The 15138-nt window shown below is 70.9% G+C and carries 13 protein-coding genes and 1 pseudogene; 7 read left to right on the top strand and 7 right to left on the bottom strand.

The window, feature by feature from the left end:
- The first annotated feature begins 26 nt into the window (after positions 1-26).
- Together ACIBCU_RS35240 and ACIBCU_RS35235 are read left to right on the top strand one after the other, a co-directional pair.
- Positions 27-1976 carry an ABC transporter permease gene (locus ACIBCU_RS35240; protein WP_399236542.1) on the top strand — a complete coding sequence of 650 codons (1950 nt, stop codon included), beginning with the start codon at positions 27-29 and terminating at the stop codon, positions 1974-1976.
- Positions 1977-2057: 81 nt separating this feature from the next.
- Positions 2058-2774, top strand: a complete 717-nt coding sequence (locus tag ACIBCU_RS35235) for a MerR family transcriptional regulator (RefSeq protein WP_399236540.1) — start codon at positions 2058-2060, stop codon at positions 2772-2774.
- A 320-nt stretch (positions 2775-3094) separates the two neighbouring features.
- On the opposite strand, the gene ACIBCU_RS35230 is transcribed toward ACIBCU_RS35235, so the two are convergent.
- On the bottom strand, positions 3095-3679 hold the full coding sequence (locus tag ACIBCU_RS35230) for a TerD family protein (RefSeq protein WP_104790466.1): 585 nt from the start codon (positions 3677-3679) through the stop codon (positions 3095-3097).
- Positions 3680-4023: 344 nt separating this feature from the next.
- Here ACIBCU_RS35230 and ACIBCU_RS35225 point away from each other — a divergent pair, with 344 nt between their 5' ends.
- From ACIBCU_RS35225 to ACIBCU_RS35215, 3 genes and pseudogenes are all read left to right on the top strand, one after another.
- Positions 4024-6060, top strand: coding sequence for an ABC transporter ATP-binding protein (locus tag ACIBCU_RS35225; RefSeq protein ID WP_399236537.1), 2037 nt, complete (start codon positions 4024-4026; stop codon positions 6058-6060).
- A gap of 15 nt (positions 6061-6075) precedes the next feature.
- Positions 6076-6174, top strand: a pseudogene (locus tag ACIBCU_RS35220) (IS5/IS1182 family transposase); the annotation flags it as partial.
- A complete protein-coding gene (locus ACIBCU_RS35215) occupies positions 6169-6312 on the top strand; it encodes a hypothetical protein (RefSeq protein ID WP_399236605.1) in 144 nt (47 codons plus the stop codon). The pseudogene ACIBCU_RS35220 and the gene ACIBCU_RS35215, both read left to right, overlap by 6 nt.
- Positions 6313-6316: 4 nt before the next feature.
- On the opposite strand, the gene ACIBCU_RS35210 is transcribed toward ACIBCU_RS35215, so the two are convergent.
- Positions 6317-7678 (bottom strand): peptidase C39 family protein, encoded by a 1362-nt coding sequence (locus ACIBCU_RS35210; RefSeq protein WP_399236535.1) that lies wholly within the window; start codon positions 7676-7678, stop codon positions 6317-6319.
- Between the two features lie 186 nt (positions 7679-7864).
- On the opposite strand from ACIBCU_RS35210, the gene ACIBCU_RS35205 reads away from it, so the two are divergent.
- Positions 7865-8479: a uridine kinase gene (locus tag ACIBCU_RS35205; RefSeq protein ID WP_399236533.1), complete on the top strand. Its 615-nt coding sequence runs from the start codon at positions 7865-7867 to the stop codon at positions 8477-8479.
- 367 nt (positions 8480-8846) lie between these two features.
- Entirely contained in the window at positions 8847-10754 is a 1908-nt protein-coding gene (locus ACIBCU_RS35200; protein ID WP_362937523.1) for an AAA family ATPase, read from the top strand.
- A gap of 50 nt (positions 10755-10804) precedes the next feature.
- Here ACIBCU_RS35200 and ACIBCU_RS35195 read toward each other — a convergent pair whose 3' ends face one another.
- From ACIBCU_RS35195 to ACIBCU_RS35175, 5 genes are all read right to left on the bottom strand, one after another.
- Positions 10805-11890, bottom strand: a complete 1086-nt coding sequence (locus tag ACIBCU_RS35195) for a hemolysin family protein (RefSeq protein ID WP_399236531.1) — start codon at positions 11888-11890, stop codon at positions 10805-10807.
- Positions 11887-13254 carry a hemolysin family protein gene (locus tag ACIBCU_RS35190; RefSeq protein ID WP_362937529.1) on the bottom strand — a complete coding sequence of 456 codons (1368 nt, stop codon included), beginning with the start codon at positions 13252-13254 and terminating at the stop codon, positions 11887-11889. The genes ACIBCU_RS35195 and ACIBCU_RS35190 overlap by 4 nt, the downstream gene beginning before the upstream one ends.
- 188 nt (positions 13255-13442) lie before the next feature.
- A complete protein-coding gene (locus ACIBCU_RS35185; RefSeq protein ID WP_362937532.1) occupies positions 13443-13922 on the bottom strand; it encodes a PH domain-containing protein in 480 nt (159 codons plus the stop codon).
- 40 nt (positions 13923-13962) lie between these two features.
- On the bottom strand, positions 13963-14811 hold the full coding sequence (gene hisG, locus ACIBCU_RS35180; protein WP_362937535.1) for an ATP phosphoribosyltransferase: 849 nt from the start codon (positions 14809-14811) through the stop codon (positions 13963-13965).
- A gap of 54 nt (positions 14812-14865) precedes the next feature.
- Positions 14866-15138 (bottom strand): phosphoribosyl-ATP diphosphatase, encoded by a 273-nt coding sequence (locus ACIBCU_RS35175; protein ID WP_031097852.1) that lies wholly within the window; start codon positions 15136-15138, stop codon positions 14866-14868.

The following is a 15138-nucleotide window of genomic DNA, read 5'->3' as shown; positions in this document are numbered from 1 at the left end:
ACGGCACTTCAGCATCGGGGATCTTCATGAGACGCCTTCGCCGCCGCGCCACCGGCCCCCGCGCCCCGATCGCCCTGGCGATCCCCGCACTGCTGGCCATCGCCTTCCTGCTCCTGCCTCTGCTGGGGATCATCACCCGTACGTCCTGGTCCGACCTGGGCGCTCACCTGACCAGCCCCGAAACGACCCAGGCGCTGAAGCTCTCCCTGCTCGTCTCCGCCTGGGCCCTGGGGCTCTCCCTCGTCCTCGGTGTGCCGCTGGCCTGGCTTCTGGCCCGTGTCGATTTCCCCGGCAAGGCGTTCGTCCGCTCTCTCGTGCTCCTGCCGATGGTCCTGCCACCGACTGTCGGCGGCGTCGCTCTCCTTCTGGCCTTCGGCCGGCGCGGGCTCCTCGGCTCGTGGCTGGAGGACACGTTCGGACTCACGCTGCCGTTCCACACCTCCGGCGCCGTCCTGGCCGCGACCTTCGTCGCCATGCCGTTCCTGATCATCAGCCTCGAAGGAGCGCTGGGCGGACTGCGCCCCCGCTACGAGGAGACCGCGGCCTCCCTGGGCGCCTCGCCGGTGCGGGTGTTCTTCACCGTCACCCTGCCCATGGTCGCCCCCGGTCTCGCCGCGGGCGCGGCGCTGACCTGGGCGCGGGCCCTCGGCGAGTTCGGCGCGACCATCACCTTCGCCGGAAACCTCCCCGGCACGACGCAGACGCTTCCACTCCAGGTCTACCTGCTGCTCCAGGACAGCCCGGAAGCCGCGACCTCGGTCTCGCTCCTTCTGCTGGTCATCGCCATGGTCGTACTCCTCGCACTGCGCGGACGATGGACCGGCACCCCGGACACCGCCCGGCCGCGCGCCCTGGCCGACGATCCGGGCCCGGCCCCGCAGATGGACACGCGTGCCGCTCTGGACGTCACTCCCGACGCCGGTGACACAGGGGCAGGGGCAGGCTGGCCGCTGCACGCCACCGTCACGGGTTTCAACGACCTGACGCTGGACGCGGATGCCGGAACCACCATCGCGGTCGTCGGCCCCAACGGCGCCGGCAAGACCACCCTGCTACGCGCGCTCCTCGGCCTCACCCCGCGCGCCCACGCCGAACTCCGGCTCGGCGACACCGACGTCACCGCGCTCCCCCCGCACCGCAGGGGCGTCGCCTGGGTCCCCCAGGACGGGGCGCTCTTCCCCCACATGAACGCCTCGGCCAATACCGCGTACGGGCTCCGCGCCCGTGGCGTCCCGCGCGCCGAGGCCCGTCGCAGTGCGCAGATGTGGCTGGACCGTCTGGGCGTAGGGCATCTCGCGCACCGCAGACCGGGGCAGATCTCCGGAGGCCAGGCCCAGCGTGTCGCACTCGCCCGGGCGTTGGCCGCCCGGCCGCGGCTGCTTCTGCTCGACGAACCGCTCGCCGCCCTCGACCAGACCACCCGCGCCCACGTCCGGCACACCCTCCGCCGCCATCTCGACGGCTTCGGCGGCGTATGCCTCATGGTCACCCATGACCCCGTCGAAGCCGTGGCGCTCGCCGACCGGGTCCTCGTCCTCGACGAGGGACGCACCCTGCAGGACGCCCCGCCCACCGAGGTCACCCGCCACCCGCGCTCCCCCTGGGTCGCCCGGATGCTCGGCCGCAACGCCTGGCCCGGCACCGCCACCGACGCCGGCATCCGGCTCACCGACGGCGGCCTCCTCGTGGCCGCGGACCCGCTCCCGCCGGGCACGGACTCCCTCGCGATCATCGCTCCGGAAGCCGTCTCCGTACACAGGGACAAGCCCACCGGCAGCCCCCGTAACGTCTGGTCAGGCACCGTACGGGAGATCACCACCAGCGGCAGCCGGCTGCGGGTCCTGATCACCTCGGACCAGGTGCCGGACCTCGTCGCCGAGATCACTCCTCAGGCCCTCGCCGAACTCGGCCTCACCGAGGGGAGCCCGGTCTGGACCAGCGTCAAAGCCACGGAGGCGACCGTCGTCGCCCTGTGAGCAGACCGGGTGGCAGGAAGTCGTGGTGCCGAAGCAACCTGGACTTGAGTCTCCACCAGGGGGAGACACGAAGGTGGGGACATGGACGACGACACGCTCCACTCGATCGGCGAGCTGGCCCGGCGGACCGGGCTCACGGTCAAGACCATCCGGTTCTACTCCGATCGCGGAATCGTGACGCCGACCGACCGCAGCCCCGCCGGCTACCGCCTGTACGCCGTCGACGCCGTCGCACGCCTGGACCTCGTGCGGACCCTGCGCGACCTGGGACTGGGCCTTCCCACGATCCGGAAGGTCATGGACCGGGAGATCTCGCTCCCCGAGGTCGCCGCGGCGCACGCCGAAGCACTGGCCGTGCAGATCCGCACGCTGCGCCAGGCGTGGATGGAATTGGCCGAACTGTCCCAGGACCCCGATTTCCGCGCCGGCCTGCGGCGGACGGCCGAGGACCACGCGGCCGAGCGCGCCTCCGGAGGCACCACGGGGCCGCACCGCGACCTTGTCGGAACGGTCCGTGACCTGGTCGGCCCGGCCTTGAAAGACGGCATCGAACCGGCCTCACACCGAGCCGATCCCGTCGTCGCTGCGCTCGCGGCCCACTACGCCCGTGTCCTCGGCCGCCCCGACGACGTCGAACTCCGCCACCGGCTGCTGACGCGGCTGGAAGGGGTCAGCGATGCCCGCAGGGAGCGGTACTTTCAGCTCCTGGCGGTGATCAACCGCTGGTCGGCCCCGGAGAGGCTGACGCCGGTGCTCGAGTGGTCCGTCGAGGCTCTGCGTGCCAGGGTGCGGCGGTAGCCGGCACGCCCCGGTCCGCTCTCGCGGCCTCTCGTGGCGGGGATGACGGTCTGCCGTACCCGATGGGAGTCCGACGCCCGCCCAGGGCCGGTCCCCTCGCGGAGCGTTCAACGTCCGGACCCCGGGGGCTGACGTGAATGTTCCGCGTGCCGGCACGTACGCCCTGTCCGCCCGGAACTGGAACCTCGACCACCTTCGGCTCGCCCGGTGCGCCGCTGACGCCGGCCCGGCCGGATTCCCCTCGCGGGAGCTCCGGCCGGCAGAAGGCTTTCCGGCCCGGGGTCACATCGGCCCCGTCGGCGGGCGGTCCGCGCGAAAGCCTACTTACTGATCGCGAAACGCATCAGCGCGTGCTCGTCGCCCTGCTTGATCTTCCCTGCCGAATTGATCACTTCGAGTTTCCAGGCGCCGCCGACCCGCACGGCCTTGGCGACCGCGCAGCCGTTCTCCTGGGTCAGCAGGCTGGGCCAGATGTCGGCCACCTGCTGGGCGCTGCCGCCTGTCGCGTCGTAGACCTTGAAGCTGATGTTGCGGGCTTTCTGGAAGGAACTCCCCTTCTTGAAAGCGGCGGCGACGAACACGATCGACGTGATGTTGGCGGGGATGCGCGCGAATTCGACCGTGACGGTCTCGTCATCGCCGTCGCCGCGCCCTGTCTGGTTGTCGCCGCTGTGCACCAGGGAGCCGTTGCCCATGGGGTCCAGCGAGTCCAGGCCCGCCAGTCGCACCGGGTCGGCGCCCTGCACGGCAATGGCGATCAGGTCGAGGTCGGTGCCGGTCTTGCGGCGGAGCATGCCCATGACCCCACCGCTGGTACCGGCCGTGGGGTCCCAGGACACGCCGATGGACAGATGGGTGACTCCGTCCAGGTCCGCCGGTCCGTCTTCCTTGGTGAGCGTGATCATGCGTGGGTCATCCTCTGCTGAAAGAAATACGACACCCGCAGAGTGTGCCCGTCGCCTCGGCAGCGCAATACGCCGGGTCCTCCCGTCTTCGCACCCGCCGGGTGGCGCTGTCCCTGCCCAGGACCGCGACCCTGACCATTCCGTCCCATGCGTCCCGACCGACGGCGTTTCGGCCAACACCCACTCGTGGAGCGGCTCTTGTGGCGCAAGGGCCCATGCATCCGACATCTTTCGACAACCGCGCGGAACCGGGATTCGAAACTCGGCCGAAAGACACGTGTTCGAAAACTTGGTGCGCTCGTTGAACCTGACGATCCCGACACGGCCACCAGGAAGGAGCGACGTTGACACGCACCGGCCCACGCCGCGATACCTCGCAGGGCGCGAAAGGCACACCCGCGAAGGAGAAGATCTCGAACGCGGAGCGCGAGCTGTACGGGGGGCGCCTGCGCCACGACCAGTCCTACGTACGCCACGTGGGGCCGCTGACCCGGCTCTCGTTCCGGCACATGGCGGCCGCACTGCCGCGCATGGTCGCCCTGGTACTGCGTACCGGCTGGCGAACGGACCGGCGGGCGATGGCGGGAGTGGTGGCCGCGCAGCTCGGGCAGGGAGTGACCGCGGCCTGGGGACTGGTCGCGGTCAACAGTGTGCTCACGAATCTGTTCGCGGAGGGCCCGACGGCGGACAAGCTGCGCGAAGCCCTGCCGGCCCTGACCGTACTGGCGGCGACCGCGGTGATCGCGGCCCTGCTGACGGCGTGGTCGACGGCGATGTCCGGACGGCTGGAACCGCAGGTGGAGCGGGCCGTCTCGGCGCGCTACTACACGGCTGTCACCCGTGTCGAACTGGAGGCGACCGAACGCCCCGAGGTCCAGCGCGTACTGGAGGCCGGCCGGTTCGGCACGGACTCGGCCCGCAGCATGCTGATGCTGTCGGTAGGGGTCGGCAACGTCCTCATCTCGATGGTGGCGGCCGCGGTCGTACTGGCGTCGTTGCACTGGATGCTGCTGCCGATGCTCCTCGTGATCGCTCTGCCCAAGGGGTGGGGCGCGGTCAGCTCCGCGCGCCGCGAGTACGTCTCGAAGCTGCACTGGATCGATCACCGGCGGGCCATCGCCTCACTCCTGGGATTCCTGACCCGGCCGCACGCGCAAGGCGAGATCCGCGTGCACGCCGCCGGCACCAAACTGCTCAGCAGCTATGAGGAGATGTCCCACCAGACCGAGGCGGAGCAGCGCCGCCTGGCCCGTGCGCAGGCATCCACGGACCTGGTGGCCGGCGCGTTCGCGGGCGTCGCGTCGCTGGCCTGCTACGGGGTCCTGTGGTGGCTGCTGGCCGGCGGCTCGCTGCCACTCGCCGTCGGCGGCACCGCGGTCCTCGCGATCCGCGCGTCGACGGCACGGCTGACCTCGCTGGTCCAGCAGGTCAACCGGCTCTACGAGGAGCTGCTGTTCCTCACGGACACCGAGGACGCCATCGCCCTGGCCCACGAGAACGCCATCCCCACCACCGGCACCCCGCTGCCGTCCCGCGTCCATCAGATCCGCGTCGACAACGTGTCGTACACCTACCCGGGAGCCGACTCCCCCGCGTTGCGGGACGTCAGCTTGAGGGGCCGCCGCGGCGAGGTGACCGCGCTGGTGGGCGCGAACGGCTCCGGGAAGACCACCCTGACCAAGGTGCTGGCCGGACTGCTCGTGCCCCCGGAGGGCGATGTGTGGTGGCAGGACGCCGAGGGCAGCGACCGGGTCAAGCTCCGGGACGCCGACCGGGCCGGGATCTTCGCCCTGGTGGGGCTGCTCGCGCAGGACTTCCCCCGCTGGGAGATGACCGCGGCCGCGAATGTGGCGATCGGCGCCGGCGACCGCCTCCGTGACATGGACCGGGTGAGGTCCGCCGCGCTCTCCGCAGGCGTACTCAGGCTGATCGAGAACCTGCGCCACGGCTGGGACTCCATCGTCTACAAGGGCTACGAGCGCGGTGTCCAGCTCTCGGGCGGACAGTGGCAGAAGCTCGGTACGGCGCGAAGCCTGTACCGAGGAGCCCCCTTCCTCCTGGTCGACGAACCCACCTCGGCCCTCGACCCGCACGCGGAGATTGCCGCGTTCGAAGGCCTGTGGTCCCTCGCGGAAGAAGGCCACGCCGTCGTACTCGTGACCCACCGGCTCGCGGCCACGGCCGACGCGGACCGCATCTACGTCCTCGACCAGGGGCGGGTGGCCGAGGAAGGCACCCACGAACAGCTCATGGCCCGGCCCGACGGCATCTACCGCAGCATGTTCACCGCCCAGGCCGCCCAGTACGCGACGAAGGCCGGCATTCCTCCGCAGCCCGGTCACGCCCCGGCTCCGGACCCCGCGAAGGGCGGCCGGGAGTGAGCACCTCCAGTGGAGGCGGGTGGAAGGCCGGCTGTTGTCGACCGGCGGAAAACGGGCAGCAAACACCACCTGATCTGCGATGGACGCGGCACCCCACTCAAAGTCATCTTGACCAGCGGCTTCTCCATTCACGAGGTGTCCCGCCGGCTCGGGCACCGCTCGATCAAGGTCACGGTGGACCGTTACGGCCACCTCACACAGGACGGTCAGGAGCGCTGCCGTCAGGTCGTCGAGGTGGCCGTTGGTCCCTAGACGCTCAGGTCAGCCCGAGCGACCGGAGCACACGGCGCTGACCTGCTGCGGGGACAGCTGGCCAGTAGACGTAACAGACGCCTCCCGTACCGCCCCTGACCTGCCCGTTGGCGTCGTAGCGCTTCGTGCGCAGCCAGATGTTCTCCCACTCGCGCCGCCGGTAGACGCGGCGCACCACGTCGTTGGACGGGGACGCGGGGTCGTTGGCGATCACGTCACCGTCGGCCGTGAAGCCGATGACGGTCATCAGGTGACCCGATGTCCCGTAACCCGCCCCTGTCAGCTCGCCCTTGAGGAACGACTGGGACGTTATGACCGGGATGCCCGCGGCGATCAGCTTCTCCACATCGGTCAGCGACCCCAGCCGGGTGACCACGGCGTTCATGTCCTTGTACGTCGCGGCGTAGGCGGCGTTGAAGGGCCAGTTGCCACATCCTTCGTACTGGTAGTCGAAGGTGTGACGCGCCGCGTGGCACACCTGCGGGTCGGCGATGCCGGGCTTGACCCAGGCCAGGTCCTCGGGGGTGGGGGTGCGGCCCCAGTACTCGATGATCATCTGCGAGGAGGTGGGGCTGCACCAGGCCTCGCCGCCGTTGTCGTACTCGGGGTACTCCCCCACATGGACGTTCTGCGAGTAGCGGGGCACCGCCAGTTCCCGGGTGGTGCCGGGTTCCGTCGCGGGGACGGTGAAGCGGTCGGGGATGTCCGAGGCCATGGCGCCGACCCGGTGGACCGTGGGCGTGAGGCCGGTGCCGGGGGTGCGGTGGAGGGTGAGCCGCAGGCGGTAGGAAGCCAGCCGCAGCCCGCTCGCCGCGTCGTCCACGGAGAAGGTGTCGGTCCAGACCGAGCTCCTGCCGTCGGTCTGGTCGTCCACGGAGGTGCGGCGGATGTCCGTGTCACCGGCCGCCCAGCGGCCCATCATGTACCAGGGCGTGTCCGTCCCGTCCGAGTAGCTGCCGCGCAGCTCGACCTGGATCCAGGTGCCCTGCGGGGTGTGGGCGTTCCAGGAGGCGATCACCTCGGTGGCGGGGACGGCCGAGCGGTGGACCGGAGAGGTCCAGGTCGCGTACTCCCAGGTGCTGGTCCTGCCGGTGTGCGGGTCGGTGTAGTCGGTGCTCCCGGCGGGGGCGGAGATCTCCAGGCCCGGCCGGCGTCCGGCGACCGCGCGGGTCCCGGCGGACGTACCGCAGCGCCAGTCGGTGTACGTCGTCCAGAAACGGTTGTCCACGAGCGAGGCTGCCGCCGGTGATGGGGAGGTGCGGGAAGGGGCGGCGCTCGCGGGGCCGGCGGAGGCCACGGTGCCTGCCCCTGCCGCTGCCGCGAGCGCGGCGGTGAGCACGGTCCTGCGTGAAGTCGGTCTGGTCATGGGCGAGACCCCCGGTCGTTGAGCGGATTGGGGCTGCGGGTGCCGATCGGTGCGCCAACTATTGCGGGTCGAGGACGGATCCGGCCAGTGATTCGCCCCGTGCCGCGTCAGCAATATTGGTCTGGTCCACTGGCGTGACCTGGGCACAGGCGCGAGAGGCGCCGCGGACTCTCGTAGGGTGGGGACATGAACGACCTGGCGGACCACGCGCGCCGGCTGCGCTCCCTGCCCGCGTCCTGCGGGCCGGTGCGACTGATCGCCGTCGACGGGCACGCGGGGTCCGGCAAGAGCACCTTCGCCGACCGCCTGGCCGCGGCGCTCGGCGGCGCCCCCGTACTGCGCCTGGACGACCTGGCCACGCACGAGGAGCTCTTCGCCTGGACGGACCGGCTCCGGGTGCAGGTCCTGGATCCGCTCTCGCGGGGAGAGTCCGCACGCTATGCCCCGTACGACTGGACGGCCCGGCGCTTCGGCCCGCCGAGGACACTGGATCCCGCCCCCGTGGTCCTGATCGAGGGGGTGGGGGCCGGGCGCACCGCGGTGCGGCCCTTTCTCGCGGGGCTGCTGTGGATCGAAGGGGAGAGTGAGGCGTCCTGGGAGCAGGGCCGACTGCGGGACGGCCCCGGACTCTCGGACTTCTGGGACGGCTGGACCGTCGCGGAGCACCGCCATTTCGCCGACGACCCCTCATATCCCTTCGCGGATGCGGTGATACGGCGGATGCCCACGGGATACATGTGGCTGGATGGCCCTCACCCGACAGCGGTGACGAGTCGAATCATCACGGACAGTGAAGCGTGAGGGCCGCCATACCGGGCAGTACGAAAAAGCCCCGGAGCCGCCCCAACTCGGCTTGACCGAGGGGCCGTACAGGTCTTACGTTCTCAATGTGCGGCTTTTCGGAGCCCCCGCAGACGCGAAGCCCCCGGTTGTTCCCCCGTGATCGGGGGCTTCGTTCTGCCCTCGCACCTCGCCGGACCGGGCCGTTCCCTCACCCTCGGTCACGGCCGCCGAAGCGTCGGTTACGCACTTAACCGCTCACTCCCTGTACAGGTACGATGCGTCTCGGGTGTGGTCAATTCCCGTCCCCGGCACGGTGATTAGGGGCGCCGAGCTGGGCATGCTGTGCGGGCGGGACATTCTGGGGGCACGGTTTGTGGGGGACCTGATGGACATCGGCACGCCGGGCACGCAGGCCCCGGCCGACCTTGCCTGGCTGCGTGGGGTGGACGCCTACACGATGGGCGCGTACCCACAGGCCGAGGAGGAGTTCAGAGCGGCGGTGCGTCTCGACCCCGGCATGGCGGACGGCTGGCTGGGCCTGCACGCGCTGCGGATCGACACCACCACGGCGCTGTTACGCATGTACCGCCACCGCGACCGCTTCGGCGAGCAGCGCACCCGTCATCGCCGCACGCTCAACTCGTGGTACTGGCTGGGGTGGTGGGTCCAGCCCGTGCTGGAGAGTCCGCGCGATCTGCTCCTCGCGCACGCCTCGCACTGGCTGGACGGCCGCCATGTGCCGGAGCTGGACCGGGCGTTGGCGGGTCTTGCGCCAGTCGACACCGATCCCCAGGTCCGCTTCCTGCACGCCTGCCGCTCCTACCTGGTCAAGGACTGGGACCAGCTCGTCCGCACCACGGAGCCGCTGATCGACGATCCGCTGCTCGGTATCGAGGCGGGCCTCTTCGGCGGCATGGCACGGGTACGCCTGGAGATGTACGGGCAGGCGGAGCCTCTGCTCTCCGCCGCGCTGATGCGCTGCCGCAGCGAGCAGCCGCAGCGCAAGGAGCTGCGCTACTGGCTGGCACGGGCCCACGAGGGCACCGGCCGCAGCGCGGCGGCCCTGCCGCTGTACCGGGCGGTCCACCGCGTGGACCCGGCCTTCATGGACACCTCGGCCAGGCTCGCCGCGATCTCCGAGGGGGACGGCTACGACGAGGCCGCCGATCTCGCGGCGGTCTCACTGGCCGGCTTCGGCTCGGACGGCACGGGCATGGAGGGCCGGGCGGACGGCGACATGCCGCTCGGCACCGACCTGGTGGACGGCCGTGAGCCCTGGCTCGGCGGCGACCCGCAGGCCCTGCCCGGGGCCGTGGTGCCACCGCCCGGATCCGGTGCCGCCGGGGCGCGGCAGAAGCCCGGAGCGCCGCGGGCCGCCTCCTTCCCCGCGGGGCCGAGCGACCCGGTGATGCTCGCGGAGGCCCTGGCGGAGCTCGAGCGCATGGTCGGCCTCGAACCCGTGAAACGCCAGGTCAAGGCGCTGTCCGCGCAGCTGAACATGGCACGTCTCCGTGCGGAGCAGGGACTTCCGGTGCAGCCGCCGAAGCGCCACTTCGTCTTCTCCGGGCCGTCCGGGACGGGCAAGACCACGGTCGCCCGCATCCTGGGCCGGGTCTTCTACGCCCTCGGGCTCCTCGGCGGCGACCATCTGGTGGAGGCCCAGCGGTCCGATCTGGTCGGCGAGTTCCTCGGGCAGACAGCGGTGAAGGCCAACGAGCTGATCGATTCGGCACTCGGCGGGGTGCTCTTCGTGGACGAGGCGTACAGCCTCTCCAACTCCGGTTACAGCAAGGGTGACGCGTACGGCGACGAGGCCCTGCAGGTCCTCCTCAAGCGGGCCGAGGACAACAGGGACCACCTGGTCGTGATCCTCGCCGGCTATCCGGAGGGCATGGACCGGCTGCTCTCCACCAACCCGGGGCTCTCCTCACGCTTCACCACCCGGGTCGACTTCCCGAGCTACCGTCCCCTCGAACTCACCGCCATCGGCGGGGTGCTGGCTGCCGAGAACGGCGATGTGTGGGACGAGGAGGCCCTCGACGAGCTGCGCAGCATCAGCGGGCACGTGGTCGACCAGGGCTGGATCGACGAGCTGGGCAACGGCCGCTTCCTGCGCACCCTGTACGAGAAGAGCTGCGCCTACCGTGATCTGCGGCTGTCCGGTTACACCGCCGTGCCGACCCGGGACGATCTGGCCACGCTGCGGCTGCCGGACCTGATGCAGGCGTACGGCGAGGTGCTGTCGGGCCGGGGCCCGGTGGACCGGGGGAAGCAGGAGCCCGGCAGCCCGTAGGCCGCCGTCCGCCGGACGGCCCTGGCAAAGGGGCCGTCCGGCGACGGGGGTCAGCCCAGCGGGGCCATGGCCTTCGGCACCTCGACCGTGCGGCGGGGCACCGAGACGTGGTGGGCCGGGTCGCGGACCTCGCCCACGAGCATCTCCAGGACGTCCTCCATGGCGACCAGGCCGAGCACCCTGCCGGACGCGTCGGCGACCTGGGCGAGATGCGTGGCCGCGCGGCGCATGACCGTCAGGGCGTCGTCCAGCGGGAGCTCCGCCCGGACGGTCGCCATCGGGCGCCAGATCTGCTGCGGCACGGCCCGCTCGCCGTCCTCCAGCTCCAGGACGTCCTTGACGTGCAGATAGCCCATGAACGGGCCGCCGCCCTCGGCGCAGACGGGAAAGCGCGAGTAGCCGGTCCGCACGGTGAGCTCCTCTATGCGGCGCGGGGTGACGGAGGGGTCCACCGTCACCAGGGAGGCCCGGTCGAGCAGCACATCGGTGACGGGCCTGGTGCCCAGTTCGAGGGCGTCCCCGAGGCGGTCCCGCGCCTCCGGTTCCAGCAGACCGGCCATGCCGGCGTCCTCCACCAGCCGGTTGAGCTGCTCACTGGTGAAGACGGCCTCGACCTCGTCCTTCGGCTCGACCTTGAAGAGCCGCAGGACGAGGTTGGCGCAGGCTCCGAGCGCGGAGGTGACGGGCCTGCAGAGCCGGGCGAAGCCGACCAGGCCGGGGCTGAGCCACATCGCGGTCTTCTCGGGTGCGGCCATCGCCAGGTTCTTCGGGACCATCTCGCCGATGACGAGGTGGAGGAAGACCACGGAGACGAGGGCCACCGCGAAGCCGAGCGGATGGACGAACCCTTCGGGCACGTGTGCCGCGTGGAAGACCGGCTCCAGGAGGTGGGCCACGGTCGGCTCCGCGACGGCGCCGAGCGTGAGGGAGCAGATGGTGATGCCGAACTGCGCGGCGGCCATCATCTGCGGCAGGTTCTCCAGGCCGTACAGGACCTGTCTGGCCCGGCTCGACCCCCCTGCCGCGAGGGGTTCGACCTGGCTGCGCCGTACGGAGACGAGCGCGAACTCGGCTCCGACGAAGAATCCGTTCGCCAGCACCAGGAGACCGGCGAAGAGCAGCTGCACGAGGCTCATCGCACGGCCTCCAGCAGGTCCTGGGTGAGCCGTCCGGCCGGAGCCTGCGGTATGTCCGTCAGCCGGACGAAGCGGACCTGCTCGGCACGGTAGTGGCCGACCTGGCGGACGGAGATCCGCCAGCCGGGGAGTTCGGCACGGTCACCGGGGGCGGGGATGCGTCCCAGCAGGTCGGCGACCAGCCCCGCCACGGTCTCGTACGGCCCTTCGGGCACGTCGAGGCCTATCCGCCGCAGGGTCAGCACCCGGGTGCTGCCCTCCACGTCCCAGCCGGCCCGGCCGTCGTCGGCGACGACGGGTGCCAGCTCGGGGCGGTCGGCGCCCTCCGCGTCGTGCTCGTCCCTGACCTCGCCGACGAGTTCCTCGATGATGTCCTCGAGGGTGACGACACCGGCGGTGCCGCCGTACTCGTCGACCACGACGGCGATCGGCTGCTCGCTGCGCAGCCGCTGGAGCAGCTGTTCGACGGGCAGGGTCTCCGGCACCAGGAGCGGTGCCACGGCGATCCGGCTCACCGGGGTGCGCAACCGGTCCTGGGAGGGGACGGCCAGGGCGTTCTTGAGGTGGACCATGCCGACGACCTCGTCGATGCGGTCCTGGTAGACGGGGAAGCGGGACAGGCCCGTGGCCCGTGTGAGGTTGAGGACGTCCGCCGCGGTGGCCGACGTCTGGAGCGCGCTGACCTTCACGCGCGGGGTCATGACGTGCTGCGTGGTGAGTCCGGCGAGGGACAGGGTCCGCACGAAGAGATCGGCGGTGTCCTGTTCCAGGGTGCCGGCCTCGGCGGAGTGCCGGGCCAGCGAGACGAGTTCGCCCGGGGTCCTGGCCGAGGCGAGCTCGTCGGTGGGTTCGACCCCCAGCAGCCTGACCAGCCGGTTCGCGACGGTGTTCAGTGCGGTGATCACCGGGCGCAGGACGGTGGAGAAGCGGTGCTGGGGCCCGGCGACGAACCGGGCGACCTGGAGCGGCCGGGAGACCGCCCAGTTCTTGGGCACGAGCTCGCCGATCACCATCTGGACGGCGGAGGCGAACAGCATGCCGATCACGACGCTCACCCCGGGTACGGCCCCTTCGGGCAGTCCGGTGGCGGTGAGTGGTCCGGCGAGCAGCTGGGCGAGCGCCGGTTCGGCGAGCATGCCGACGACCAGCGAGGTGATGGTGATGCCGAGCTGGGTGCCGGAGAGCTGGAAGGAGAGTTCACGCAGGGCGGCGACGACGGTACGGGCCCGGCGGTCGCCTTCGGCGGCGGCGCGTTCGGCGTCCGGCCGTTCCACCGTGACGAGCCCGAATTCGGCTGCCACGAAGAACCCGTTGGCGAGGATGAGAAGGAATGCCGCGAGGAGCAGCAACAGGGGGGTGGTCATGCCGCCGCCTCCGGGGAGAGGGCGGCGCAGGTACTACCGGACGATCCGTCCATTGCTGGAGGGAGTCACTCCTTGGGTCGCAGGAAATGTGCCCCGCGGCCTCGGGGGCCTTCTGGTGCGGGGCGGGGCGCACCCGGTGCGCCGCCGGACCCAGAATAATCGGGAACGGGGCGTACGGGGCAGGGGGCTCAGCCGTTGTCCGTGGCGTCGTTCACTCCGCTGCCGTGGAATTCGGCGAGCGCGCGGAGTGTCCGGGCGTCACTGATGGCCCGTTCCCGGGCGATTCCGGGCTGGATGCCGAGGGCGGGCATGCTGGTGCCGTCGCTGAGGTCGAGAAAGACCCACGGGTCTCCGGCGCGCAGATTGACGCGGAGGATCTCGGCCCAGGCCAGTCGGCGGGTGCGGGTGATGTTGACCACCGTGACCCCCGTCTCGTCGGCGGTGACGCGGGGCCTGCTCAGCATGGCGAGGACGCCGAAGAAGAGCAGGGCGACGAAGACGAAGCTGGTCCGCTCCCCCGCGCTGAGATTCTCCAGTATCAGCGCGACCGCGGTGATGACGACGAACATCGCCGCCCCCACGGCCAGCAGGACCACTCGGGTGAGGGTGGGCCTGAAGGTGGCCGGAAGAGTGGGCAGTTCGGTCGGCCGGGGCGCGGGGGCGGACATGGCGGCGCAGTCGTCCTTCGGTGTGCTCGTGGTCCGGCCGTCAGAGGCGGCAGGCGTGGATGGCCGTCGTGAGGATGGCGCGGGCGCCCAGCTCGTAGAGGTCGTCCATGATCCGCTGGGCGTCCTTGGAGGCGACCATGGAACGGACGGCGACCCAGCCCTCGTGGTGCAGCGGGGAGATGGTCGGCGACTCCAGGCCCGGCGTGAGGGCGACAGCGCGCTCCAGGTGCTCGACCCGGCAGTCGTAGTCCATCATCACGTAGGTCCGGGCGACCAGGACGCCCTGGAGGCGGCGCAGGAACTGCTGCACCTTGGGGTCCTCGGCGTCGGCGCCCTTGCGGCGGATGACGACGGCTTCCGACGTCATGATGGGCTCGCCGATGACCTCGAGTCCGGCGTTGCGCAGGCTGGTGCCGGTCTCGACGACATCGGCGATGACCTGGGCGACACCGAGCTCGATGGCGGTCTCGACCGCGCCGTCGAGGTGCACGACGGATGCCTCCACGCCGGCGTCGGCGAGGTGCCCCGCGACGATGCCCTCGTAGGACGTGGCGATCGTCATGCCGCCGAAGTCCTTGGGGCCGGTGGCCGTGCCGGGCTTGGTGGCGTAGCGGAAGGTCGAGCGCGCGAAGCCGAGCTGGAGGATCTCCTCGGCCTCGGCACCGGAGTCCAGCAGCAGGTCGCGGCCGGTGATGCCGATGTCGAGGCGGCCGGAGCTGACGTAGATCGCGATGTCGCGCGGCCGCAGGTAGAAGAACTCGACCTCGTTGGTCGGGTCGACCAGGACGAGTTCCTTCGACTCCTTGCGCTGCTGGTAGCCGGCCTCATGGAGCATCGCCATCGCAGGCCCGGAGAGTGAACCCTTGTTGGGGACGGCGATGCGCAGCATGAAGTCGGGTTTCCTTTGTGCGGAGGGATGTTCGGGGGGCGTGCGGGGCGTGGCTCAGAGGTGGGCGTAGACGTCGTCGAGGGAGATCCCGCGGGCGACCATCATCACCTGGACGTGGTAGAGCAGCTGCGAGATCTCCTCGGCGGCGGCTTCCTTGCCCTCGTATTCGGCGGCCATCCAGACCTCGGCGGCCTCCTCGACGACCTTCTTGCCGATGGCATGCACACCCTTGTCCACCAGCTCGGCGGTGCGGGAGGTGGAGGGGTCGCCGTCGGCGGCCTTGAGCTGCAGCTCGGCGAAGAGCTCTTCGAAGGTTTTGTTGGCCAT

The organism is Streptomyces sp. NPDC051064 (assembly GCF_044455985.1).
Taxonomy (GTDB): Bacteria; Actinomycetota; Actinomycetes; order Streptomycetales; family Streptomycetaceae; genus Streptomyces.
This window is presented reverse-complemented; position numbering and strand designations above follow the sequence as displayed.

What these genes read in the sequence shown, in the direction of transcription:
- ACIBCU_RS35175 (WP_031097852.1), bottom strand. Translation starts at nt 15,138, where the DNA reads ATGGCCAACAAAACCTTCGAAGAGCTCTTCGCCGAGCTGCAGCTCAAG.
- ACIBCU_RS35190 (WP_362937529.1), bottom strand. Translation starts at nt 13,254, where the DNA reads ATGACCACCCCCCTGTTGCTGCTCCTCGCGGCATTCCTTCTCATCCTC.
- ACIBCU_RS35195 (WP_399236531.1), bottom strand. Translation starts at nt 11,890, where the DNA reads ATGAGCCTCGTGCAGCTGCTCTTCGCCGGTCTCCTGGTGCTGGCGAAC.
- hisG (WP_362937535.1), bottom strand. Translation starts at nt 14,811, where the DNA reads ATGCTGCGCATCGCCGTCCCCAACAAGGGTTCACTCTCCGGGCCTGCG.
- ACIBCU_RS35185 (WP_362937532.1), bottom strand. Translation starts at nt 13,922, where the DNA reads ATGTCCGCCCCCGCGCCCCGGCCGACCGAACTGCCCACTCTTCCGGCC.
- ACIBCU_RS35205 (WP_399236533.1), top strand. Translation starts at nt 7,865, where the DNA reads ATGAACGACCTGGCGGACCACGCGCGCCGGCTGCGCTCCCTGCCCGCG.
- ACIBCU_RS35210 (WP_399236535.1), bottom strand. Translation starts at nt 7,678, where the DNA reads ATGACCAGACCGACTTCACGCAGGACCGTGCTCACCGCCGCGCTCGCG.
- ACIBCU_RS35200 (WP_362937523.1), top strand. Translation starts at nt 8,847, where the DNA reads ATGGACATCGGCACGCCGGGCACGCAGGCCCCGGCCGACCTTGCCTGG.
- ACIBCU_RS35240 (WP_399236542.1), top strand. Translation starts at nt 27, where the DNA reads ATGAGACGCCTTCGCCGCCGCGCCACCGGCCCCCGCGCCCCGATCGCC.
- ACIBCU_RS35230 (WP_104790466.1), bottom strand. Translation starts at nt 3,679, where the DNA reads ATGATCACGCTCACCAAGGAAGACGGACCGGCGGACCTGGACGGAGTC.
- ACIBCU_RS35235 (WP_399236540.1), top strand. Translation starts at nt 2,058, where the DNA reads ATGGACGACGACACGCTCCACTCGATCGGCGAGCTGGCCCGGCGGACC.